This is a genomic window from Cupriavidus pauculus (assembly GCF_008801835.1).
In the GTDB taxonomy this organism is placed as follows: Bacteria; Pseudomonadota; Gammaproteobacteria; order Burkholderiales; family Burkholderiaceae; genus Cupriavidus; species Cupriavidus pauculus.
In genome coordinates, this window is the sequence record NZ_VZOW01000034.1 from 38,461 (window position 1) to 60,136 (window position 21,676).

21 protein-coding genes and 1 pseudogene are annotated in these 21,676 nt (G+C 62.9%); 2 read left to right on the forward strand and 20 right to left on the reverse strand.

Features of this window, described 5'->3' with window-relative positions:
- Window positions 1-2 precede the first annotated feature (2 nt).
- The 3 genes from F7R19_RS24265 to atpB all read right to left on the reverse strand — a co-directional run bounded on the left by F7R19_RS24265 (window position 3) and on the right by atpB (window position 1,777).
- Window positions 3-473: a F0F1 ATP synthase subunit B gene (locus tag F7R19_RS24265; protein WP_061953414.1), complete on the reverse strand. Its 471-nt coding sequence runs from the start codon at window positions 471-473 to the stop codon at window positions 3-5.
- A 105-nt stretch (window positions 474-578) separates the two neighbouring features.
- On the reverse strand, window positions 579-845 hold the full coding sequence (gene atpE / locus F7R19_RS24270; protein ID WP_008650162.1) for a F0F1 ATP synthase subunit C: 267 nt from the start codon (window positions 843-845) through the stop codon (window positions 579-581).
- Window positions 846-907: 62 nt separating this feature from the next.
- Entirely contained in the window at window positions 908-1,777 is an 870-nt protein-coding gene (atpB, locus tag F7R19_RS24275) for a F0F1 ATP synthase subunit A (RefSeq protein WP_061953412.1), read from the reverse strand.
- A 31-nt stretch (window positions 1,778-1,808) separates the two neighbouring features.
- Here atpB and F7R19_RS24280 point away from each other — a divergent pair, with 31 nt between their 5' ends.
- Complete coding sequence (locus tag F7R19_RS24280; RefSeq protein ID WP_150982274.1) at window positions 1,809-1,991, forward strand: hypothetical protein; 183 nt, start codon at window positions 1,809-1,811, stop codon at window positions 1,989-1,991.
- 69 nt (window positions 1,992-2,060) lie between these two features.
- Here the strand turns inward: F7R19_RS24280 and F7R19_RS24285 are convergent, their stop codons facing one another.
- From F7R19_RS24285 to F7R19_RS24315, 7 genes are all read right to left on the reverse strand, one after another.
- Complete coding sequence (locus tag F7R19_RS24285) at window positions 2,061-2,558, reverse strand: ATP synthase subunit I (protein WP_150982275.1); 498 nt, start codon at window positions 2,556-2,558, stop codon at window positions 2,061-2,063.
- Between the two features lie 444 nt (window positions 2,559-3,002).
- Window positions 3,003-3,896: a ParB/RepB/Spo0J family partition protein gene (locus F7R19_RS24290; protein ID WP_061953408.1), complete on the reverse strand. Its 894-nt coding sequence runs from the start codon at window positions 3,894-3,896 to the stop codon at window positions 3,003-3,005.
- 32 nt (window positions 3,897-3,928) lie between these two features.
- Window positions 3,929-4,702 (reverse strand): ParA family protein, encoded by a 774-nt coding sequence (locus F7R19_RS24295; RefSeq protein WP_150982276.1) that lies wholly within the window; start codon window positions 4,700-4,702, stop codon window positions 3,929-3,931.
- A gap of 85 nt (window positions 4,703-4,787) precedes the next feature.
- The gene (rsmG, locus tag F7R19_RS24300; protein ID WP_150982277.1) at window positions 4,788-5,495 is read right to left on the reverse strand and encodes a 16S rRNA (guanine(527)-N(7))-methyltransferase RsmG; all 708 of its coding nucleotides are present in this window, start codon (window positions 5,493-5,495) and stop codon (window positions 4,788-4,790) included.
- The gene (gene mnmG / locus F7R19_RS24305; RefSeq protein ID WP_150982278.1) at window positions 5,496-7,451 is read right to left on the reverse strand and encodes a tRNA uridine-5-carboxymethylaminomethyl(34) synthesis enzyme MnmG; all 1,956 of its coding nucleotides are present in this window, start codon (window positions 7,449-7,451) and stop codon (window positions 5,496-5,498) included.
- A gap of 233 nt (window positions 7,452-7,684) precedes the next feature.
- Window positions 7,685-8,563, reverse strand: a complete 879-nt coding sequence (locus F7R19_RS24310) for an N-formylglutamate amidohydrolase (protein WP_061953400.1) — start codon at window positions 8,561-8,563, stop codon at window positions 7,685-7,687.
- A gap of 2 nt (window positions 8,564-8,565) precedes the next feature.
- The gene (locus tag F7R19_RS24315; RefSeq protein WP_150982279.1) at window positions 8,566-9,582 is read right to left on the reverse strand and encodes a Bug family tripartite tricarboxylate transporter substrate binding protein; all 1,017 of its coding nucleotides are present in this window, start codon (window positions 9,580-9,582) and stop codon (window positions 8,566-8,568) included.
- A 132-nt stretch (window positions 9,583-9,714) separates the two neighbouring features.
- Here F7R19_RS24315 and F7R19_RS24320 point away from each other — a divergent pair, with 132 nt between their 5' ends.
- Entirely contained in the window at window positions 9,715-10,635 is a 921-nt protein-coding gene (locus F7R19_RS24320; protein ID WP_150982280.1) for a LysR substrate-binding domain-containing protein, read from the forward strand.
- 127 nt (window positions 10,636-10,762) lie between these two features.
- On the opposite strand, the gene F7R19_RS24325 is transcribed toward F7R19_RS24320, so the two are convergent.
- The 10 genes and pseudogenes from F7R19_RS24325 to F7R19_RS24370 all read right to left on the reverse strand — a co-directional run.
- A complete protein-coding gene (locus tag F7R19_RS24325; RefSeq protein ID WP_061953394.1) occupies window positions 10,763-11,506 on the reverse strand; it encodes an ABC transporter ATP-binding protein in 744 nt (247 codons plus the stop codon).
- A 9-nt stretch (window positions 11,507-11,515) separates the two neighbouring features.
- Window positions 11,516-13,258: a branched-chain amino acid ABC transporter ATP-binding protein/permease gene (locus F7R19_RS24330; RefSeq protein WP_407648863.1), complete on the reverse strand. Its 1,743-nt coding sequence runs from the start codon at window positions 13,256-13,258 to the stop codon at window positions 11,516-11,518.
- Between the two features lie 126 nt (window positions 13,259-13,384).
- Window positions 13,385-14,437, reverse strand: coding sequence for a branched-chain amino acid ABC transporter permease (locus tag F7R19_RS24335; RefSeq protein ID WP_061953390.1), 1,053 nt, complete (start codon window positions 14,435-14,437; stop codon window positions 13,385-13,387).
- Window positions 14,438-14,608: 171 nt separating this feature from the next.
- Entirely contained in the window at window positions 14,609-15,757 is a 1,149-nt protein-coding gene (locus tag F7R19_RS24340) for an ABC transporter substrate-binding protein (protein ID WP_061953388.1), read from the reverse strand.
- A gap of 387 nt (window positions 15,758-16,144) precedes the next feature.
- Window positions 16,145-16,903 (reverse strand): sulfite exporter TauE/SafE family protein, encoded by a 759-nt coding sequence (locus F7R19_RS24345; protein ID WP_150982282.1) that lies wholly within the window; start codon window positions 16,901-16,903, stop codon window positions 16,145-16,147.
- A gap of 79 nt (window positions 16,904-16,982) precedes the next feature.
- Complete coding sequence (locus tag F7R19_RS30290) at window positions 16,983-17,594, reverse strand: hypothetical protein (RefSeq protein WP_223505870.1); 612 nt, start codon at window positions 17,592-17,594, stop codon at window positions 16,983-16,985.
- 338 nt (window positions 17,595-17,932) lie between these two features.
- Complete coding sequence (locus F7R19_RS24355) at window positions 17,933-18,967, reverse strand: branched-chain amino acid ABC transporter permease (RefSeq protein ID WP_061953382.1); 1,035 nt, start codon at window positions 18,965-18,967, stop codon at window positions 17,933-17,935.
- Window positions 18,967-19,851 carry a branched-chain amino acid ABC transporter permease gene (locus F7R19_RS24360; RefSeq protein ID WP_061953380.1) on the reverse strand — a complete coding sequence of 295 codons (885 nt, stop codon included), beginning with the start codon at window positions 19,849-19,851 and terminating at the stop codon, window positions 18,967-18,969. Before F7R19_RS24360 ends, F7R19_RS24355 begins: the two co-directional genes overlap by 1 nt.
- Window positions 19,852-20,003: 152 nt before the next feature.
- On the reverse strand, window positions 20,004-21,212 hold the full coding sequence (locus tag F7R19_RS24365; RefSeq protein ID WP_150982283.1) for an ABC transporter substrate-binding protein: 1,209 nt from the start codon (window positions 21,210-21,212) through the stop codon (window positions 20,004-20,006).
- Between the two features lie 183 nt (window positions 21,213-21,395).
- Window positions 21,396-21,676, reverse strand: a pseudogene (locus F7R19_RS24370) (ABC transporter ATP-binding protein); the annotation flags it as partial.

Sequence of the window (21,676 nt, forward strand, 5' to 3'; positions counted from 1 at the left end):
GATTAGAGCTCAGCCTTGAGTTGATTGAGCAGGTCTGCGTGCACCTGCGCGTTCACTTCACGCTTGAGGATCTGCTCGGCACCCTTGACGGCCAGCACGGCAACCTGGTCGCGCAGCGTTTCGCGTGCCCGGGTCACTTGCTGTTCTGCCTCGGCCTTGGCCTGGGCAATGATGCGTGCGGCTTCTGCCTGGGCGTTCTGCTTGATCTCGTCGGCGGCCATCTGGGCGCGCTTCTCAGCGTCGGCCACACGTTGCGCGCCTTCGGTGCGGGCTTCGGCCATGGCCTGGTCCACACGCTTGTTGGCGAGTTCAAGCTCCGCCTTGCCCTTTTCGGCAGCGGCGAGGCCATCGGCGATCTTCTTTGCGCGTTCGTCGAGCGCCTTCACCAGCGGCGGCCAAATGAATTTGGCAACAACCCACCACAGGATGAAGAACACGACCATCTGCGCAAAAAACGTTGCGTTCAGATTCATGGTGTGTTCCTTTCGGTAATCAAACTACAGATAAATGCACAAGGGCGGCCAGGCCATCGGACTGAGGCCTGCGCCGCCCGTCAGCATCATGCAGACCGAAAAGACTTACTGAATGACCGACAGCAGCGGGTTGGCGAAGGCGAACAGCATTGCAACACCCACACCGATCAGGAATGCAGCGTCGATCAGACCAGCCAGCAGGAACATCTTGGTTTGCAGCGGGTTCATCAGCTCAGGCTGACGTGCGCATGCCTCGATGTACTTGCCACCCATCAGGGCGATACCCAGGCAGGCGCCGATAGCGCCCAGACCGATGATGATGCCGATGCCGATAGCGGTCAGACCCTGGATGTTGGCGAGATATGCTTGCATGATGACTCCTTTAATTTAGAGAGACTTAGAACCAAAAAACCAAAAAACGAAGAACCGGAAAATCAGTGGTGATCGTGAGCCTGGCCGATATACACCAGCGTCAGCATCATGAAAATGAACGCCTGGAGCAGCACGATCAGAATGTGGAAGATCGCCCATACGGTGCCGGCAACCACGTGGCCGACGAAGCCCAGCGCGGAGAGATCGGCGCTGAACGTCCAGATCGAACCGAGCAGCGCGATCAGCAGGAAGACCAGCTCGCCGGCGTACATGTTGCCGAACAACCGCATGCCCAGCGAAACGGCCTTGGCCAGAAACTCGATCACGTTCAGCACCAGGTTGAACGGGGCCAGGTACCACTTGGCGCCGAACGGTGCGGAGAACAGTTCGTGCATGAAGCCGCCCGCGCCCTTGATCTTGAAGCTGTAGTAGATCATCAGCACCAGCACCGAGCACGACATGCCCAGCGTGCCGTTCAGATCGGCCGTGGCCACTGCGCGGTGGTGCGGAAGATGAACGTGGAAGATGCCCAGCACGTTGTTCAGGCCGGTGACCCAGTCGACGGGGATCAAGTCGATCGCGTTCATCATGGTGATCCAGCAGAACACCATCAGCGCCAGCGGCGCAATCCACGAACGGTCGCCGTGGATGATGCCCTTGGCCTGGTCGTCGACCATCTCGACGATCATTTCCACGAAGGCCTGGAAGCGACCCGGCACGCCGGGCGTGACGCGGCGGGCGGCCGCGTACAGGAAGATGATGGCGATTGCGCCGCACAGCACCGACCAGAACACGGTGTCATAGTTGATGACACTGAAATCGACCACGGAATGCTGCTTGCCGCCGACCGAATTAAAGTTCTGCAAGTGTTCGGCGATATAGCCTGAGGGTGTGAGCACGTGCTCCGCGCCTTGAGTAGCTTCAGCTGACATGTCGAAACGAACGGTATATTGCGAAATTTGTATGTCGGCGCCGACTTCAGCGACAACCGGTACGCGTCTTGCTTTGGCCTTCGGTCACATGACCGGTCACCGCCTGGGCAAGGACGCCCTTTTGTTCTGGCAAAACCTGACTCACGCAGCGCTGCATCGTGATGACGCGCTGCGCGTGAAACCTCTTGATATTCCGGATGGGTGCCTCACCTGAGACCGAATCCCACGCCGTGGCACCGCCTTTTTGGCGCCAAGGGCGACGGGATCCGCGAAAGTCCGGGTTCTACCGGATCGCGAGCGCCACCCAATAAGTCTTGAGCGCCAACAGGAACGTGACCAGCATCGGTATCCAACGCAGATCGCGGTACAGCACGATCACCAGCACCAGCAATGCCACGGTGCCGAAGACCTTGATCGCCTCGCCGGCCACCAGGCCACCCACCGACGGCTGCCCGCGCGACAACCACAGCCGCAGTGCGAAGAAACCGCTCGGCACAGCGCAAGCCAATCCGCCAAACAAGGCCGACCAGCCCGACGGCGCCGCGTCGCGCGCGAACACTGCCCACGCCAGCGCCGACAGCACGGTAACGGCAAACTGCGCCACCACCACCTTCGCCGGCGTCATGCGCGACGGCCGCAACGCGCTTTCACCAAGCAGCTTCACCGCATCGGCGTGCGACAGCGGATCGACAATCTCGTCTTCCCGCCCGGCGTCATCATCCCAGTCGTCGCGCCAGTCATCGGCGCGATGATTGCTGCGGGGCCGACTGTCGTGAGACATCTCGCCGGCTTGCGAACGGTCCTGCTGTCGGTCTCGAACCACCACCTGCCTAGCCTCGTTCCAGGCCGGAACTTTTTGGGTCCGGCCAGAATTCAAACCGCACGATTCTATTAGGAATCGCTGATTCGAGTCAACGTGCTTTCAGTTAGCTTGCAGTGAATTCCGCACAACGGTTGCTATCACGCTTCCATGATGGCTAGCGTGATATTGCGCAGCAACGATGCGAAACGTAATTGGATTGCGGAGCCGGATGGGGGCACGATGGCGATTTGGCCCACCGCGGCGCGCCCTCGACCCAGCGCGGCGATGTGCCTGGCTGGGGCGTGCGTGCGGTTATCGCGCAGATTCTGGCTGCAAGATGGTGCACGCGCCCTCGGTTGTCGCGTGGCGCCGACAGCGGCAATGATTCATCGGTAAAACCGTTGCCGCCCGGCGCATAACCGGCTAGGCGCTGGTCGCAGGCTCCCGCAGGCGCGTGAGGACGCCGTCCAATGCGTCGTTGCTGCTGAAGTGAATCGTCAGCTGGCCTTTGCCGCGCGCGCCCAGCTTGATCTGCACGGCTAGGCCGAGCATGTCCGACAGTTCTTCCTCAAGCCGCGCCACGTCGCGCGTGCCATTGCCCTGTTTCTGCTTGAGCGACTTGAGGTCGAACGGCTTGAGCGTCGAGGCCACGAGCTTTTCGGTCTCGCGTACGGACAGGCGCTTGTTGACGATCTGGTTGGCCAGCGTGATCTGATTGGCGCCATCCACCGCCAGCAGCGCGCGGGCGTGACCCATGTCGAGATCGCCGGCCATCAGCATGGTCTGGACCGGCGCGACGAGATTCAGCAGGCGCAGCAGGTTGGATACCGCACTGCGCGAGCGGCCCACCGACTCGGCGGCCTGCTCGTGCGTAAAGTTGAATTCGCGGATCAGGCGCATGATGCCCTGCGCCTCTTCCAGCGGGTTGAGGTCTTCGCGCTGAATATTCTCGATCAGCGCCATCGCGGCCGCGGCTTCGTCGGGCACGTCCTTGACGAGCACCGGCACGCGGTCCAGTCCGGCCAGCTTGGATGCACGGAAGCGGCGTTCGCCGGCAATGATCTCGTAGCGCCCTTCTTCGGCCACGCGCCGCACCAGGATCGGCTGCATCAGGCCCTGCACGCGGATGCTGGCGGCGAGTTCCTGCAGCGCGCCTTCGTCCATCCGGGTACGGGGCTGATACTTGCCGGGCTGCAGCTGATCGACGCGCAACACCGTCGGCGCGCCCTCCTGCTTCGCGGTTTCGACAATCTCCGCCGGTCCGCCCAGCAGCGCTTCCAGTCCCCGGCCCAGGCCCTTTTTCTTCGCGGTCACCATGCTCGCATCCTTGCTGTCTAAGTTGCGGGCGCTCAGCCGAGCTGCCGCACGCGCGCGATCATTTCCGCGCCGAAATCGAGATACGCCTTTGCGCCCTTGGACGACGCATCGAACGCGACGCCGGGCATGCCGTACGACGGCGCCTCGGCCAGTCGCACATTGCGCGGGATCACCGTCTTGAACACCTTCTCGCCGAAATGGGCCTCGAGTTGCGCCGACACCTGTTGCTGCAGCGTGACCCGCGGATCGAACATCACGCGCAACAGGCCGATGACCTTGAGGTCGCGATTCAGATTGGCATGGACCTGCTTGATGGTGTTGACGAGGTCCGACAGCCCTTCCAGCGCGAAGTACTCGCACTGCATCGGCACAATCACGCCGTGCGCCGCGCACAGGCCGTTCAGCGTCAGCAACGACAGCGATGGCGGGCAATCGACCAACACAAAATCGTACTGGTCATCGACCTCGGCCAGCGCCTGCTTGAGCCGACGCTCGCGCTGTTCCAGTTCGACCAGTTCGACTTCCGCGCCGGCCAGCTCGCGGTTGGCCGGCAGCACGTCATAACGGCCCGATTCGGAACGCTGGCGCGCTTGCGCCACCGAAGCCAGCCCCACTAGCACCTGGTACACGCTGTGTTCCAGCGCCTGTTTGTCGATCCCCGAACCCATCGAGGCATTGCCCTGCGGGTCCAGGTCGACGAGCAACACACGCTGGTCCTGCGCTGCCAGACCGGCGGCGAGATTCACCGTGGTGGTGGTCTTGCCGACGCCGCCTTTCTGGTTTGCGATCACGAATACCTTGGCCATATGCGCTCGAAGCTCCTTGGTGCGCCATATTCGATCCGATTTTATTCGTCGGATGAATAATGCTCAATAGTTCACAAATGTGGATTCAACGCCGCGACAACACGACGAGATGTCGCTCGGCATCCAGTTCCGGCACCGCCAGCTTCGGCACTGCGTCGACCTGCCATAGCTGCATCAGGCCAGCCGCCTCCATGCGGTCAAGTTCGTCCTGGGGATAAACGCCCTTCATCGCCAATAATTTGCCGCCCGGCGCCAGCAGATGGCCGGACAGCTTCACGAAATCGCTTAACTCGGCAAAGGCGCGCGACGTGATCACGGCATAGCCGTCCGGATCGTCGATTTTTTCAACCGGTCCCCAATGGGCCGACGCGTTGGTCAGACGCAGTTGCGCGCGGCATTGCGTCAGAAACGCCGTTTTCTTCTGCACGATGTCGACCATCAGCACGGAGACGTCCGGCGCCGAAATCGCCAGCGGAATGCCTGGCATCCCGCCCCCCGATCCCACATCGAGCACCCTGCCCCGCGCAGCATTGGGTACGACGTTGGAGCACGCGGCTTCCGCCAGCGCGGGCACTGCGGCAAGCGAATCGAGCAGATGATGCGTCAGCATTTCATCCGGGTGACGGATGGCCGTGAGGTTGTAGACGCTATTCCATTTGCGCAAGAGCGTCAGGTACGCGAACAGCGTGTCGATCTGCGACGGCTCCAACTTCAGGCCGATCGCATCGAGCCCGATTTCGAGACGCTTGCGCTGGGCGGTGTCGTCCACCACGGAATATCGAAAGCCGCCCACTCAGGCCGCCTCCTGCCCGCTGCCCGCCGGCGGCGTGGTCTGCGGCGAGCGGCCCATGCCCTTCTTCTTGAGGTGGACCAGCAGCAAGGAAATCGCAGCAGGCGTCACACCCGAAATGCGCGAGGCCTGACCCAGGGTTTCGGGCCGGTGCTGGTTCAGTTTCTGGCTGACCTCGAAGCCCAGCCCCCGCACTTCGGTGTAGTCGAAATTCGCCGGCAGCTTGGTGGCTTCGTTCGCTTCGAGCTTATCGACCTCGGCGGCCTGGCGAGCGATGTATCCGTGGTACTTGATGCCGATTTCGATCTGCTCACGAATCTGCTCGGCCAGGCGCGGATCATCCGATAGCGACGCCTCCGGTGCGAACCGGCCGCCCTGCAACGACATCAGCGCTTCGTAGCCTACCTCCGGGCGCCGCAGCAGATCGGCCAGCGAATACTCGCGCTCGATGACTTTCCCGAGCAACGGCACCGCGTCGGCTTCTGGCAGCAGCGCCGGGTTCACCCACGTGCTCTTGAGCCGCTCTGTTTCACGTGAAACAGCATCGCGCTTGCGATTGAAGGCACCCCACCGTGCGTCGTCGACCACGCCCAATTCACGCCCCGCTTCCGTCAGGCGCATATCGGCGTTGTCCTCGCGCAGGCTTAGCCGGAACTCGGCCCGGCTCGTGAACATGCGATATGGCTCGGTCACGCCGCGGGTGATCAGGTCATCCACCAGCACGCCCAGATAAGCCTGATCGCGGCGCGGCGTCCAGGCGTCGCGTTCACGCACGTAGCATCCAGCGTTGATGCCGGCGAGCAGGCCCTGCGCCGCCGCTTCCTCATAACCGGTGGTGCCGTTGATCTGGCCCGCAAAGAACAAGCCTTCGATCGCCTTGCTTTCCAGAGATGCCTTGAGCCCGCGCGGGTCGAAATAGTCGTATTCGATGGCGTAGCCCGGGCGCAGGATGTGCGCGTTCTCCATGCCGCGGATCGAGTGGACCAGCTCAAGCTGCACATCGAACGGCAGGCTCGTGGAGATGCCATTCGGATAGAACTCGTTTGTCGTGAGCCCTTCTGGTTCAAGGAAGATCTGATGGCTTTCCTTGCTCGAAAATCGGTGGATCTTGTCTTCGATACTGGGGCAATAACGCGGACCCACGCCTTCGATCACGCCCGTGTACATCGGCGAGCGGTCCAGGCCGCCACGGATAATGTCGTGGGTACGGCTGTTCGTGTGGGTAATCCAGCACGGCAGCTGTTGCGGGTGCTGATCGGGATGGCCGAGAAACGAGAACACCGGCACCGGGTCCAGATCGCCCGGCTGTTCTTCCATTGCTGAAAAGTCGATCGTGCGCCCGTCGATACGCGGCGGCGTGCCGGTCTTCAGCCGGCCCTGCGGCAGCTTGAGTTCCTTGAGACGCGCCGACAGCGAGACAGCCGCCGGGTCGCCCGCGCGGCCGCCAGTGTAGTTATCGAGCCCGACGTGAATCTTGCCGTCCAGAAACGTACCGGCCGTTAGCACGACCGCGCGCGCGCGGAAATCGATGCCAGCCTGCGTACGTGCGCCGACCACACGGTCGCCCTCCACCATCAGGTCGTCCACCGCTTGCTGGAACAGCATCAGGTTTGGCTGGTTTTCCAGCCGGGTGCGGATCGCTTTCCGATACAGGACGCGGTCAGCCTGAGCGCGGGTCGCACGGACCGCCGGACCCTTGCTCGAATTCAGGATCCGAAACTGGATGCCCGCCTCATCGGTAGCCGCAGCCATCGCGCCACCCATCGCGTCCACTTCCTTGACCAGATGTCCCTTGCCAATGCCGCCAATCGACGGATTGCAGCTCATCTGCCCCAACGTTTCGATGTTGTGCGTGAGCAGCAGCGTCTGGCAGCCCATTCGCGCGGCGGCGAGAGCGGCTTCGGTGCCGGCGTGACCACCGCCGACGACTATGACGTCGAATTCTTTCGGGTAAAGCATGGGACACCTCCTCCGGGAGGCTGGGCGGGAAAAAACAGGATGCCGAATTATAGCGGCAATCGAATGTCGTTCCCCGCTCGGACACGATGTTTCACGTGGAACATGGCGTCGGCGATACCTGCTGGGAGCGAATGTGTGTTTCACGTGAAACACCACGCGCAAAACACGTCGTCAAACAAAAAGCCCCGCTTCCGCGGGGCTGTGCAGACAGTCACTGTTTCACGTGAAACACGTCAGAGGCGGTCGCGGATATAGGCGGCGACAGCGGCGCTGAGCGACGCGAGATCCCGCTGCAGCGATGAGAATCCGTCGTTCGGTGCCTTGGTGGCTTCATCCATATACAACGGCCGCCGAATTTCGATTTGCAGGCTGTTGCGGCGCTCCGCAGGTCGGCCAATCTGAGCGATCAACTGCACGCCCTTGTACGGATCGTTACGCGCCACGGTGTATCCCATGCCACGCAGCTGGCCTTCCACCAGATCAACGATCCCCGGCTCGCAAGTAGTGCCGTCCCGGTCGCCGAGCACAAAGTCAGCCAAGGGCCGCGGGCTGACGATCTTGAGACGCTCGTAGGCATTATTCGGCATCGAGTGCAGATTCAGATGCCACAGTGCGCCGAACTTCCGATATGCGGCCTCGACCGCCTCCGCCAGCGCCGCATGATACGGCCGGTAGTAGCGTTCGATACGGTTACGCACCTCCGCCACGGTCAGCTTTCGGTCGTAAATCGGCGTCGCAGCGTCCAGCTTCCGCCAGATCAGTCCGTAGCCAAGCCGCGTCTTCTCCCCTGGGGATAACGGCGTCGGCCACGGCTCGGCCAGCAGGTCTGGATCCAGATCATCGAGCGTCCGGTTCGGATCGATATACACGCGCGGGAATGTCGCCCCGATCAGCGTACCGCCAACCTTTGGAATGGCTGCCCACAGCGTATCGATATGGGTATCCTCGCCCCCGCGCAGCCGATGCAGCGGCACTGCCGCGTCAAAATCGGATGGATAAAAGACCCCGCTGTGCGGCGAATCGCATACCAGGGGAATTGCATCGCCCTCTGGCAATGCGAGTGTAAATGGGCCACCGGGCGCATCGCCAGTCACCGCTTGGTAAGTCGTCATGATCAGTCCAGCTTGATGTTGGCGGCCTTGGCCACACGCGCGTAACGCGCCATGGCCTGCTGGATCTGGGCCTTGAACTGCTCGGGCGTCGTTGGCACCAGCGTGCCGCCGGACTCCTCGACCTTGCGCTTGAACTCGGGATTCTCCATTGCCTTGTGGATCGCCGCATTCAGCTTGGCAATGATCGGCTGCGGCGTGCCGGCGGGCGCCACGATGCCGAACCAACCGCCCTCACCCATATCCTTGTAGCCCAGCTCGGCGTACGTCGGCACGTTGGGCAACTGCGGAGAACGCTGCGCACCCAGCACCGCCAAGGCGCGCAGCCGGCCCGATTTCACGTGAGGCAACGTGGTCGCCAGGTTATCGGTGATCGCGTTTACCTGGCCCGCGACGGCGTCGTTCAGCGCCAGGCCTGCGCCCTTGTAGGGCACGTGCAGCAGGTCGATCTTCGCCAGCATCATGAAGTTCTCGATGTTGACGTGGCCCAGCGATCCGGCCCCAGGCGACGCAAACGTATACTTGCCCGGATTGGCCTTGGCCAAGGCGACAAACTCCTGCATGGTTTTGGCCGGTATGCTGGGATGCACGGCAAACACGCTCGGAATGGCGATGACGTTGGTCACCGGCGTGAAATCCTTGATCGGATCGTAGCCAAGCTTCGGATAGACGGCCGGATTGGATCCATGCGTGCTGACCGTCGCCATGCCGATCGTGTAGCCGTCCGGCGCTGAACGCGCCACCTGCTCCATGCCGATCGAACCACCGGCCCCGCCCTTGTTGTCGACCACGATGGTCTGGCCCAGTTCGCGTCCGGCGAACTCCGCAACCAGCCGCGCCGACAGATCCGTCGAACCGCCAGCGGCGAACGGCACCACCAGCCGGATCGGTTTACTCGGGTAGTTGGGCTGTGCCAGAACTGGCATCGCCATGGCGCCAAATGCGACGCCGACGGCTGTGGACAACATTGTGGACAACAAGAATTCGCGGCGCGTGGCACGCACGCAAGTGGCTCGATTCATCTGACAAACTCCTCGTACTTTTTTCGATTTGCGGATCACCGAGCCACGAGTTTCCGCGAGTTTACCGGCTGTGCACAAACGACTATATTGCACGCTTCCATTACCAAAGATCATTCTCGGATCGACAAGGCTATGCGCCTCCACTCACCTTCGATGTCCGAGCTGCATGCGTTCGTTACCGCCGCTCGTCTGGGCAGCTTCACGCGCGCGGCGGACACGTTGTGTGTCACGCAAGGCGCCATCAGCCGCGCCATCGCCCGACTGGAGGCCCACTTCGGCCAGCCGCTGCTCCATCGCAACGCGCACAGGCTGACCCTTACCGACGCCGGAAACGCTTATCTGGCGGCGATTTCCGAGCCGCTTGCCGCGTTGGAGGGCGCCAGCGCCGCAATGTTCGAAAAAGATCGCCGGCATCACCTGACGCTTTCCGCCGTACCCACGCTCGCCAGCGTCTGGCTGGTGCCGCGCCTGCCCGACTTCCATCGCCGGCATCCCGAGATCCGCCTGGACTTTGTTCCCTATCGCAAGGAAGAGGATTTTTCCGGCGCACGGCCCGATGCCGCGATACTGGCCGGCGAGGCTAGTCAGTGGGCCGGATGGCAAGTCGACTATGTGATCGGCCGCGAAATGGTGCCGGTTTGTCATCCGGCGCGGGCCCATGCAAGACGCATCGCCAACCTGTGGAAAACTCCGCACGAACTGCTGGCCGAACCCCTACTTTTCCACACCACTGCACCCGCAAACTGGCAGAAATGGCTGCAGGCCGCGGGCGTACCCGATGCTGCGCCAACCCTCGCGCGCGGGTTCGATCAGGTGTCGATTCTGCTGGAGGCCGTCAAGGCCGATATGGGTGTCGCCGTGCTGCAGCGCTGCCTGGTGCGAGACGCGCTCCACGCGGGCCAGGTGGTCGCGCCGTTCGATTTGCCGATTACGCTCAGCCGGGGATATTTCCTGTGTTCGCCGCGCGAAAAACGCGAGCATCCGGCCTTGCATGTTTTCCGCGAGTGGCTGCTTGCTGTAGCTCAGACTGATATCGAAGTGCTGACTTCTTAGCCGGTTATCCACAGTGTGGATATCTTTGTGAACAACATCGATTCGGCAAATAAAATCTAGGCGCAAAACGCCAGAAAAATCTCCACACCGAATAGTTTACGTCGCCACCCCGCGCGCGGCGGGACGATCAGGCCGCTTTCCTGGTCAGGCCCAGATAGGTTTCGATCACCTTGGGATTGCTGGCCAGGGCCGCGGCCTCGCCCTCCAGCGCCATATCGCCGGTCTCGATCACATAGCCGTAGTCCGCCACCTGCAGGGCCGCCCTCGCATTCTGTTCAATCAGCAACGTCGCCACGCCGGTCTTGCGCAGGTTGCTGATGATGTGAAAGATCTCCTTGACGATCAGCGGCGCCAGTCCAAGGCTGGGCTCGTCCAGCATCAGCAATTGCGGCTTCGCCATCAGGGCACGGCCCACCGCCAGCATCTGCCGTTCTCCGCCGGACAGCGTGCCCGCGTCCTGCCTAGCGCGCTCCCGCAGGCGCGGAAACAGATCGTAGACAACGTCCATCTGATCCAGATAGTTGCGCTCGCCCGCCTTCTTGCGCCGGAACGCCCCGAGCAGGAGATTGTCCTCGACCGACATGGTGGCAAACAGCTCGCGCTTTTCCGGCACCAGGCACATGCCGCGCGCCACGCGCCCCTCGACGGGGATGCCGGTCATGTCGTGCCCCAGATAGCGCACCGTGCCGCTCGACGACCCCGTGGCAGGAAGCGCGCCCATGATGGCATTGAGCATGGTGGACTTCCCTGCGCCGTTGGGCCCGATCACAGTGACGATGCGGCCGGCCTCGACCTGCAGACTGGCGCCATGCACCGCCTCGACCTTGCCGTAGCGGACATGCAGGTCCTTCACTTCCAGAATCAGACTCATCTCATATCCTCACTCGATGCCGCCCAGATACGCTTCCAGCACTGCCGGATCCTTCTGCACCTCTTCCGGTACGCCCTCGGCGATGCGCGTGCCAAATTCCATCACCACGAGGCGATCGGTCAGGTTCATCACAAAGTCCATGTCATGCTCCACCAGCAGCACACTCATGCCTTCGCCTTTGAGCTTGCGCAGCAAATCGGCAAGCGCCTGCTTTTCCTTGTAGCGCAGGCCTGCGGCTGGTTCGTCCAGCAACAGCAGCGCCGGATCGCAGCAAAGCGCCCGCGCAATCTCCAGGATCCGTTGCTGCCCCAGCGCCAGGCTGCCGGCCTCCATGTACATGCAGTCGGCCAGCCCCACGCGCTCGAGCTGGCGCTTCGCCTCGAACAGCAGCTTCTGTTCCTCGCCACGGTTCATGCGCAGGATCGCCGCGGATACGCCGCCTTGCGCGCGGAAGTCGCCGCGCAGGTGCGCGCCGATCGCAACGTTTTCCAGCACCGTCATCGTCGGCAGCAAATGCACATGCTGGAACGTCCGTCCGACCCCGCGCTTCACGATCTCGCGCGAAGGCAGGCCCGAAATCACTTCGCCGCGATAGCGGACTTCCCCGCTCGTGAGCGGCAGCACTCCGGTCACCAGATTGAACGTGGTGGACTTGCCCGCGCCGTTGGGGCCGATCAATCCGATGATCTCCCCGGCGCGCACCTGGAAGCTCACGTCGTTCACCGCCACCAGCCCGCCAAACTGCTTGCGCGCCGCGCGCACATCGAGAATCAACTCTCCGGCGTCCGGCTTCTGCCGCACCGGCAGCGCCGCAGCATGCGCGGGCGCGGTCACGGACGGCCCCGACGGCATCAGCCTGCGCAGGAACGGCCAGATGCCGTCACGCGCGTACTGCAGCAACAGCACCAGCAGCACGCCGAACACGATGATCTCGAAGTTGCCTGTGGTCCCCAGCAACTTGGGCAGCACGCCCTGCAACACGTCCTTCAGGATCGTCAACACACCGGCGCCCAGCACCGCGCCCCAGACGTGTCCCACACCGCCCACCACGGCCATGAAGAGGTACTCGATACCGTAGTTGAGTCCGAACGGCGTCGGATTCACCGCGCGTTGCAGATGCGCATAGAGAAAGCCCGATACGCACGCCAGTATCGCGGCCACGACGAAGATCACCACCTTCATCCATGCGGTGTTGACGCCCATGGCTTCGGCCATCGTGCCGCCGCCCTTGAGTGCGCGAATCGCACGCCCGGGCCGCGAATCCAGCAGATTCTGCATGGCGAATACCGCGAGCAGCACCACCAGCCAGATCAGATAGAACATCGACCGCCCCGACTGCAGCTCGATACCGGCGATCGACAACACCGGGATGCCGTTGAGGCCGTCGTACTTGCCCAGAAACTCGAGGTTGCCAAACAGGAAGAACAGCGACAGACCCCATGCAATCGTCGCCAGCGGCAGGTAGTGGCCGGACATGCGCATCGTGATCAATCCGATCACATAGGCCGATGCCACCGTGATGATCAATCCCACCACGAGCCCCACCCATGGAGACAGCCCGAACTGCGTCGTCAGGTATGCGGTGCTGTACGCGCCGAGCCCGACAAATGCGGCCTGGCCGAACGACGTCATGCCGCCCACGCCGGTCAGCAACACCAGCCCGATCGCCACGATGCTGTACAGGCCAATGTAGTTGCCAAGCGTGATCCAGAACTCGGGCGTCGGCAGCACAGGAAGCAACGCCAGTGCCATCACGAACAGCAGCGTCAGGATGCGGTTGCGCAGATGGCCGCGCACAGCCTCGCCCCGCTGCGACGCGATGGTGCCCTCGCCATCCACGCGCTTTTCCATCGGTTTGTCGGTGAGCATGGTCATGGCTTACTCCTCTTCCTCGACATGCTTGCTCGTGAGCGATCGCCACAACAGCACCGGGATGATCAACGTAAAGACGATCACCTCCTTGAAGGCGCTCGCCCAGAACGACGAATACGATTCGAGCAGCCCCACCAACAGCGCGCCGAGCGCCGCAACCGGATAGCTCGCCAGGCCACCGACGATCGCGCCAACGAAGCCCTTCAAGCCCACCAGGAAGCCGGATTCGTAATAGACCGTGGTCAGCGGCGCAATCAGGACGCCGCACAACGCGCCCAACGCGGCCGCCAGCGTGAACGAAAGTCGCCCGGCCTGCGTGGTGCCGATGCCCACCAGCCGCGCGCCCAGCCGGTTCACGGCCGTCGCGCGCAGCGCCTTGCCTTGCAGCGTGCGTTCGAAAAAGAAGTACAGCGCGGCGATCAGCAGGCCGGACACCGCCACCACCCAGAGGCTCTGTCCAGACACGCTGAGGCTGCCGACATCGAAACGCGCCTCGGAAAACGGATTCGTGCGCGAACCCTCCGCGCCAAACATCACGAGGCCCAGACCGACCAACGCGAAATGCACGCCCACGGAAACGATCAGCAACACCAGCGTGCTGGCTTCGGCAAGCGGCTGGTACGCCAGGCGATAGAGCATTGGGCCGAGCGGCACGACGATCAGCAGCGTCACCGCCACCTGCACCAACATCGGCAGCGGCTGGCCGCCGTACTGCTGCACCAGCAAGTGCACGGCCACGGGAAACAGCAGGTATTTGGCCGCCAGCACGGCAAGCCGTCGCGCCGCCATGCTGCGCAGGTCCGGGCTGCGCAATACCACGGCCGCGTCATAGACAAACGTGAGCACGCCCATGGCCAGCAGCAGCCACGTGGTTTGAGGCGCGTGCCCGGCCTGCATCGCGGCCAGCGTCAGCGCGCCATAGGCCACGAATTCGCCCTGGGGTATGAAGATGACGCGCGTTACCGAGAACACCAGCACCAGCGCCAGTGCCAGCAACGCGTAGATGGCGCCGGAAGTAATGCCGTCCTGCGCCAGGATGGCCGCAATCGAAAGATCCATTGTCTCCCCGACTCGTGGAAGGGTCCGCGCTGTCAGCTTAATCGCTGCGCGGCGTTGTACGTAGATTGCAAGACGGCAAGGGCAAAAAAAGGGCGCATGGCAATCCATGCGCCCCTGCGTTGCTACGCCTGCCCCGCGCGACCAACTCCTGTCTGCCGAACGAGCGCCGGCCTACTTCTGCAACTTCCACTTGCCATCGACGATCTGCACCATCACGCGCGCGCGCTGGTCCATGCCGAGGTGGTCGGTGGGAGTCATGTTGATGATGCCGTGCGACACCGGCAGATTCTTGGTCTGCTCCAGCGCATCGCGCAGCGCCTTGCGGAATTCTTTGGTGCCCGGCTGGCCCTTCTTGAGCGCCTCGGGAATGGCGTTCTGGAGCAGCAGTCCGGCGTCCCAGGCGTGGCCGCCAAAAGTCGAGACCTGGCCACCGAACGCTTTCTCGTATGCCGTCTTGTACGTCATGGCCGGCTTCTTGACGGGATTGCTGTCTGGCAATTGCTCGGCCACCAATAACGGACCGGCCGGCAGGAATGTGCCTTCGCAATCCTTGCCGCACACCCGCAGGAAGTCGGGATTGGCCACGCCGTGCGTCTGATAGATCTTGCCCTTGAAGCCGCGCTCCTTGAGCGTCTTGGCCGGCAGCGCCGAAGGCGTACCCGAACCGGCAATCAGCACCGCGTCCGGATTGGCGCCCATCATCTTGAGCACCTGGCCCGTCACCGAATTGTCGGTGCGCGCAAAGCGCTCGTTGGCCACCACCTTGATCTTGCGCATTTCCGCCACCTTGGCGAATTCCTGCGCCCAGCTATCGCCGTAGGCATCCGCAAAGCCGATGAATGCCACCGTCTTCACGTTGTTGTTGGTCATGTGCTCGGCCAGCGCCGTGGCCATGTGCGAATCGTTCTGCGGCGTCTTGAAGACCCATGCGCGCTTGGCATCCATCGGCTCGATGATGCGGGCCGAGGCGGCCATCGAGATCATCGGCGTTTCACTCTCGGCGGCCACGTCCACCATCGCCAGCGAATTCGGCGTCACGGTGGAACCCACCACCACGTCCACCTTGTCCTCGCTGATCAGCTTGCGCGTGTTCTTTACCGCCGTGGTGGTGTCGGTGGCGTCGTCGAGCACGATGTACTCGATCTTCTTGCCGGCGATTTCCTTCGGCAGCAGCGTGAACGTGTTCTTTTCGGGGATGCCGAGCGATGCCGCGGGCCCGGTGGCCGAAACAGTGACCCCAACTTTCACCTGGGCACTGGCCGCACCGGCAAACAGGCTGGCAGCAGCAAGAGCCAGCAAGCTGGCGCGCTTGAACGTCATAGAGTGTCTCCTTCGATTCCAGAAACGGAAAAAGGCATCCGTCGGCTTTCGGCCGCCGGATGCCTTCAGTTTTTTTGTCGGCCCGTTCAACAGGCTCTCTGGCAGACGCAACGCTGGCGTCCGATCAGTGTCGGGAACATCGAAGTTCGTCCCGTTTTTCCCGTCCTGCGCGTGATACCCCCGGAATTGCGCAGTTGCATTACCCGACCGCTCGGTCGGGAATGCGAATCGAGTCTAACACAGCGATCTGATCCGAAAAGCGGGATTAACCCGCAGCGGCGGCGGCACAACAGTCCGGGTTACGGCGTCCTGGCTACCGGCGCGCGCGCGGGGCGCGGTGGCATGTTCGCAATGCCGTGGCGCCGGCCCGTATCCGGTCGCATCGGTTCAACGCAGGAAGGCGTCGTAAGCGGTCTTCATGATCAGCGCGCCAACCACGGCGATGAACACCTTGCGCACAAACCTGCTGCCATGCCGAAGCGCCAGCTTGCTGCCCACCTGACTGCCCGCGACATTGGCCACGGCCATCACGATGCCCAGTTGCCACCAGACGTGGCCCTTGGCCGCCAACAGCAGCAGCGCGGCAAGGTTGGTAGCAAGATTGACCACCTTGGCCGAAGCCGAGGCATGGAGGAAGTCGTAGCCGAACACGCGCACGAACACGATCATCAGGAAACTGCCCGTTCCCGGCCCGAACACGCCATCGTAGAAGCCGATCGCCGCACCGGCCAGCACGGCGGCAATGCGCTCGCGTGCGCCGGACAGCGAGGGCGCGTGCTCGGTGCCAAGGTCCTTCTTCGCTACGGTGTAGGCCAGCAGGACCAGCAGCACAAACGGCAGTGCCTTGCGCAGCGGGTCGGCCGGAATCCTGGTCAATGTCCACGCACCGGCCATCGACAACACGAAGGCCGCAATCATGGCCGGCGCAGTGACACCCCAATGGATCCGGACCGAGCGCGCAAAGCGCATCGCCGCATTGGAGGTGCCCGCCATCGACGCCACCTTGGTGGTGCCGATCAACGTGGCGGGCGCCATGTTTGGATAGGTCGAAAACAGCGCGGGGATCTGCACGAGGCCCCCGCCGCCCGCCACGGCGTCAATCATGCCGGCCAGGAAGGCCGCCGCGGCCAGAAACGCAAATTCCATGCTGGAACCATCAGAAAGGTGGGAAGGGATTCAGGCAAGTCGTGTCGACGGCCAGGTTCGGCTGGCCGCGGCCGCGCCATTACCCGAGAAACTTCGGTGTGGGCACAAGGCTGCGGACCCACAGGCCGCTGCCGTCGCGCTGAAATCCATCGGGCGCGCGCTGGCCCGGATCCACCAGACCTTGCGCCAGGGCGATGTGCCGGATGCCGTGGGCACGGCACCAGTCCGCCAGCACGGCACAGCATTCCTGCAGCCATGCCTGGACGGACGTCTCCGCTGGCCATTCCGAAGATTGAAGCGATTGCGGCGAATGTTGCGATTGCAGCGGTCGCGGTGCGCTCGCCAACGCGGGCGGCTCCCCTGCATCCGTAGAATCCGATGACGATACCGGCGGCCACCACTCCGCCACCATTGCAATACGGCCGCCTGTGGACAAGCTATGGATCAGGGTGACGGGCATCAGGCAGGCCAGGTTGTCGCGCACCGCATTGGTGCCGCCTAGCAGGCAAATGCCATGACTGCCCTGGTCGAGCAGCGCGTCGAGCGATACGCGACGCGCGCGGGCCTCCGGGACGCCAAGCGGGGCGCGACGCATCAGCCAGGCGTCGACCACAGGTGCATCTTTGGTCACAGCGGGGCGTACCCAGCGCTGCGGCGGCGTTGATTCTGAGGGATTGGAAATCGTGAACATGAGACGCGCGGGAAGCAGGCCGGCATTGTCGCACGGGGCCTGCAGCCGGGTCATGCACGAAAAGCATCGCCCGTGGAAGGCGATGAAATGCCGGCATAAACACGTCGTGGACCGGCGCAAATAAAAAAGGCGTTGCTGGGGATCACCCGGCAACGCCTTTTATCGTGTTGGCTGCTGCTACCCGACACCGGGTGCGCGCCTGTCGTCTCCTCGCTTCCGCCTCCAAGTAACCTGCGAAAACCGTATAAGCAATGTAACGAAGCGGTGCGTCTGAAACAAGTCAGCAATAACCCTAGCCCCAAAATCGAGCATGTTGCCCGATCTGCACGCAGGGCTTGCTATTTTTTCCGGCTCGTGAGTGCAATCAGCTCGCCCATGATGCCGCGGCGGAACGTCAGCACGCAGATAACGAAGATGATGCCGGTCACCATCGTCACCGACTCGCCAAGCGCGTTGAACCAGCTGACGCCCGTAACCGACGCCAGGAACGATCCGATATCGCCGAGCTTGTTCTCGAGCGCCACCACCACGAAGGCGCCAACGATCGGGCCGGACAACGTGCCCAGGCCGCCCACCAGCGTCATCAGGATCACCGAGCCCGACATCGACCAGTGCACGTCGGTCAGCGTGCCGAAACCAAGCACCAGCGCCTTGATGGAGCCGGCCAGGCCGGACAGCGCGGCCGAGATCACGAAGGCCAGCAGCTTGAAGCGATCCACGTCGTAGCCCAGCGAGATCGCGCGCGGCTCATTCTCGCGGATGGCCTTCAGGATCTGGCCGAACGGCGAATGCACCGTGCGCACGATCAGCGCGAAGGCGGCCACGATGATGATCAGCGCCACGTAGTACAGCGTCGTATCGTTGGCCAGCGAGAGCACGCCAAACAGCTTGCCGCGGGGAATGCCCTGCAGGCCGTCCTCGCCGCCCGTGAACGGCGCCTGCAGACAGATGAAAAACAGCATCTGCGCCAGCGCGAGCGTGATCATCGAGAAGTAGATGCCCTGGCGCCGGATCGCCAGCGAACCGACCACGTAGCCGATCACCGCGCCGGACAACGTCCCGAACAGCAGGCCCAGTTCCGGTGTCACGCCCCATACCTTCATCGCATGCCCAGCCGCGTAGCCCGCGCCGCCAAAGAACGCGGCATGGCCGAACGACAACAGGCCGGTAAAGCCGATCAACAAATTGAAGGCGCAGGCGAACAGCGCGAAGCACAGCACCTTGAGCACGAACACCGGGTACGCACCCACCAGCGGCGCGGCAATCAGCGCCAGCAACAGCAGCCCGTAGAGAACCCTCTTTTGCACAGCCGTCCCTTCCTTGAAGCCCTTGGCTTGCACCGCCACAGCGGTTTGACCGGTCTGCCCGCTCATCATTTCTCCCTTCCGAACAGCCCTGCCGGACGCAGCAGCAGCACGATCACCATGATGAAGAACACCACGGTCGCCGAGGCCTCCGGGTAGAACACCTTGGTCAGCCCTTCAATCACGCCGAGCCCCAGGCCCGTGAGGATCGACCCCATGATCGAACCCATCCCGCCGATCACCACCACCGCGAACACCACGATGATCAGATTCTGTCCCATCAGCGGCGACACCTGAATCACCGGCGCGGCCAGCACGCCGGCAAACGCGGCCAGCGCCACACCGAAGCCGTAGGTCAGCGTCACCATCAGCGGCACGTTCACGCCGAACGCTTCCACCATTTTCGGGTTCTCGGTGCCGGCCCGCAGGTACGCGCCGAGCTTGGTCTTCTCGATCACGAACCACGTCGCCAGGCACACCACCACCGACGCGGCCACAACCCATGCGCGATAGTTCGGCAGGATCATGAAGCCCAGATCGGTTGCGCCCTGCAGCGCTTCGGGCGGCGAATATGGCAGGCCCGACACGCCGTAGATCGACCGGAACACGCCTTCGATCACCAGCGTGATGCCCAGCGTCAGCAGCAGGCCGTAGATGTGGTCGAGCTTGTAGATCCAGCGCAGCATCGTCTTCTCGATCACGATGCCGAGCACCCCCACCACCAGCGGCGACACCAGCAGCATCACCCAGTAGTTCAGTCCGGCGTATTCCATGCCCGCCCACGCCAGCAGCGCACCGAGCATGAACAGCGCGCCGTGCGCAAAATTGATGACGTTGAGCAGACCGAAAATCACGGCCAGCCCCAGGCTCAGCATCGCGTAGAAAGCCCCGTTGACCAGGCCCAGCAGCAACTGGGACAACATGGCGGGAAGCGGAATTCCAAAGATATCCATGGGCTAGATTGCCTGTAGGTGTGTCGCCCGACTGCCACTTGCGCAGCGTCGGAGTGGAAGCAAGCGCGTCGCAACCAGTGGCATGTCGCACCCGGCGCGCCGCGCTTGTCTTCCCGCCCCTGTCCGCTGCCGGACAAGGGGCCATTCTGGTGTTACTTCTTCATCATCGCGCACTTCGATTCGGCAACCGTGGTGAAGGCCTGGTCGCCAGGAATCGTCGCGGCCACCTTCAGGTAATCCCACGGCTTCTTCGAATCGGCCGGCGCCTTCACCTGCATCAGGTACATGTCGTGAATGTTGCGGCCATCGGCGCGGATGTAGCTCTTGTTGTAGAAGTCGTTGATCTTCATCTTCTTCAACTCGGCCATGACCTTGTCCGGATCGTCGGTCTTGGCGGTCTCCACGGCCTTCAGGTACGTGCTGATCGCCGAATAGTCCGCGGCCTGCAGGCTGCTCGGCATCTTCTTCATCTTGCCGAAGAAGCGATTCGCGAACTTGCGCGTCTCGTCGTTCATGTCCCAGTACCAGCTGTCGGTCATCAACAGGCCTTCGGTGTTCTTCAAGCCAAGGCTGTGCACGTCGTTGATGAACATCAGCAGGCCGGCGATCTTCATCGTCTTGGTGATGCCGAATTCCTTGGCCGCCTTGATCGAATTGATCGTGTCGCCGCCCGCGTTGGCCAGGCCCAGGATGTCGGCCTTCGACGCCTGTGCCTGCAGCAGGAACGACGAGAAATCCGACGCCGACAGCGGATGGCGCACCGATCCCACCACCGTGCCGCCATTGGCCTTCACCACTGCTGCGGTGTCGTTCTCGAGCGAATGGCCGAAGGCGTAGTCGGCGGTCAGGAAGAACCACTTCTTGCCGCCCTGCTTCACCACCGCGCTGCCGGTGCCCTTGGCCAGCGCCACCGTGTCATAGGCGTAGTGCACCGTGTACGGCGAGCACTCTTCGTTGGTCAGGCGCGCCGTGCCGGCGCCGATGTTGAAATAGACGCGCTTCTTTTCCTGCGCCACCTTGTTCATCGCCAGGCCGGTCGCGGAATTGGTGCCGCCCAGCAGCATGTCCAGCCCCTGCTGGTCCATCCACTCGCGCGCCTTCGAGGCGGCGATGTCGGCCTTGTTCTGGTGATCGGCAGACACCAGCTCGATCGGCTTGCCCAGCACCTTGCCGCCGTGATCCTCGATCGCCATCTTGATGGCTTCCAGGCCGCCGGGACCGTCGATGTCGGCGTACAGGCCGGACATATCGGTGATGTAGCCAATCTTCACGGTATCGCCCGATACCTGCGCCGAAGCGCCCCCTGCATATGCGCCAAAGACAGTTGCCGCCACTGCGACAGCCAGCCGAGTCATCTTCATGTTTTGTCTCCTGAGTTGTGGCGGCGTCCTCACGCCCCCCGTCCTGCGATCGCAAAGCGCCACCAAGCAAACGCCGCCGACGTGGTTGCGCAGCCCTGCCCGGTCGTCCGACCTGGAGGCAGCCGCGCAGCGCGCCGTCACCGCTTCACTTCGTCTTCCTTGCGGGTCCCAAAAACAAAATGTTCAGACGCCAAGCAGTTCATTGAGCACCGGCATCTTGTCCTGCAGTTCGTCGGCGGCAAAGCGCTCGACGATGGCGCCGTGTTCCATCACATAGAAGCGGTCGGCCAGCGGCGCGGCAAAGCGGAAGTTCTGCTCCACCATCACCACCGTGTACCCCTTGGCCTTGAGCATCAGGATCATGCGCGCGAGTGCCTGCACGATGACCGGCGCGAGCCCTTCCGAAATCTCGTCGAGCAGCAGCAGATTGGCGCCGGTGCGCAGGATGCGTCCCACCGCCAGCA

Coding starts and splice junctions, on each gene's coding strand:
- F7R19_RS24290 (WP_061953408.1), bottom strand. CDS start 3,896: ATGGTGACCGCGAAGAAAAAGGGCCTGGGCCGGGGACTGGAAGCGCTG.
- F7R19_RS24360 (WP_061953380.1), bottom strand. CDS start 19,851: ATGGATATCTTTGGAATTCCGCTTCCCGCCATGTTGTCCCAGTTGCTG.
- F7R19_RS24330 (WP_407648863.1), bottom strand. CDS start 13,258: ATGGCACTGGCGTTGCTTCCTGTGCTGCCGACGCCCGAGTTCTGGATC.
- F7R19_RS24345 (WP_150982282.1), bottom strand. CDS start 16,903: ATGGAATTTGCGTTTCTGGCCGCGGCGGCCTTCCTGGCCGGCATGATT.
- atpE (WP_008650162.1), bottom strand. CDS start 845: ATGCAAGCATATCTCGCCAACATCCAGGGTCTGACCGCTATCGGCATC.
- F7R19_RS24285 (WP_150982275.1), bottom strand. CDS start 2,558: ATGTCTCACGACAGTCGGCCCCGCAGCAATCATCGCGCCGATGACTGG.
- F7R19_RS24325 (WP_061953394.1), bottom strand. CDS start 11,506: ATGAGTCTGATTCTGGAAGTGAAGGACCTGCATGTCCGCTACGGCAAG.
- F7R19_RS30290 (WP_223505870.1), bottom strand. CDS start 17,594: ATGTTCACGATTTCCAATCCCTCAGAATCAACGCCGCCGCAGCGCTGG.
- F7R19_RS24320 (WP_150982280.1), top strand. CDS start 9,715: ATGCGCCTCCACTCACCTTCGATGTCCGAGCTGCATGCGTTCGTTACC.
- F7R19_RS24335 (WP_061953390.1), bottom strand. CDS start 14,437: ATGGATCTTTCGATTGCGGCCATCCTGGCGCAGGACGGCATTACTTCC.
- F7R19_RS24315 (WP_150982279.1), bottom strand. CDS start 9,582: ATGAATCGAGCCACTTGCGTGCGTGCCACGCGCCGCGAATTCTTGTTG.
- mnmG (WP_150982278.1), bottom strand. CDS start 7,451: ATGCTTTACCCGAAAGAATTCGACGTCATAGTCGTCGGCGGTGGTCAC.
- atpB (WP_061953412.1), bottom strand. CDS start 1,777: ATGTCAGCTGAAGCTACTCAAGGCGCGGAGCACGTGCTCACACCCTCA.
- F7R19_RS24310 (WP_061953400.1), bottom strand. CDS start 8,563: ATGACGACTTACCAAGCGGTGACTGGCGATGCGCCCGGTGGCCCATTT.
- F7R19_RS24265 (WP_061953414.1), bottom strand. CDS start 473: ATGAATCTGAACGCAACGTTTTTTGCGCAGATGGTCGTGTTCTTCATC.
- F7R19_RS24365 (WP_150982283.1), bottom strand. CDS start 21,212: ATGAAGATGACTCGGCTGGCTGTCGCAGTGGCGGCAACTGTCTTTGGC.
- F7R19_RS24280 (WP_150982274.1), top strand. CDS start 1,809: ATGTCGGCGCCGACTTCAGCGACAACCGGTACGCGTCTTGCTTTGGCC.
- F7R19_RS24340 (WP_061953388.1), bottom strand. CDS start 15,757: ATGACGTTCAAGCGCGCCAGCTTGCTGGCTCTTGCTGCTGCCAGCCTG.
- F7R19_RS24355 (WP_061953382.1), bottom strand. CDS start 18,967: ATGAGCGGGCAGACCGGTCAAACCGCTGTGGCGGTGCAAGCCAAGGGC.
- F7R19_RS24295 (WP_150982276.1), bottom strand. CDS start 4,702: ATGGCCAAGGTATTCGTGATCGCAAACCAGAAAGGCGGCGTCGGCAAG.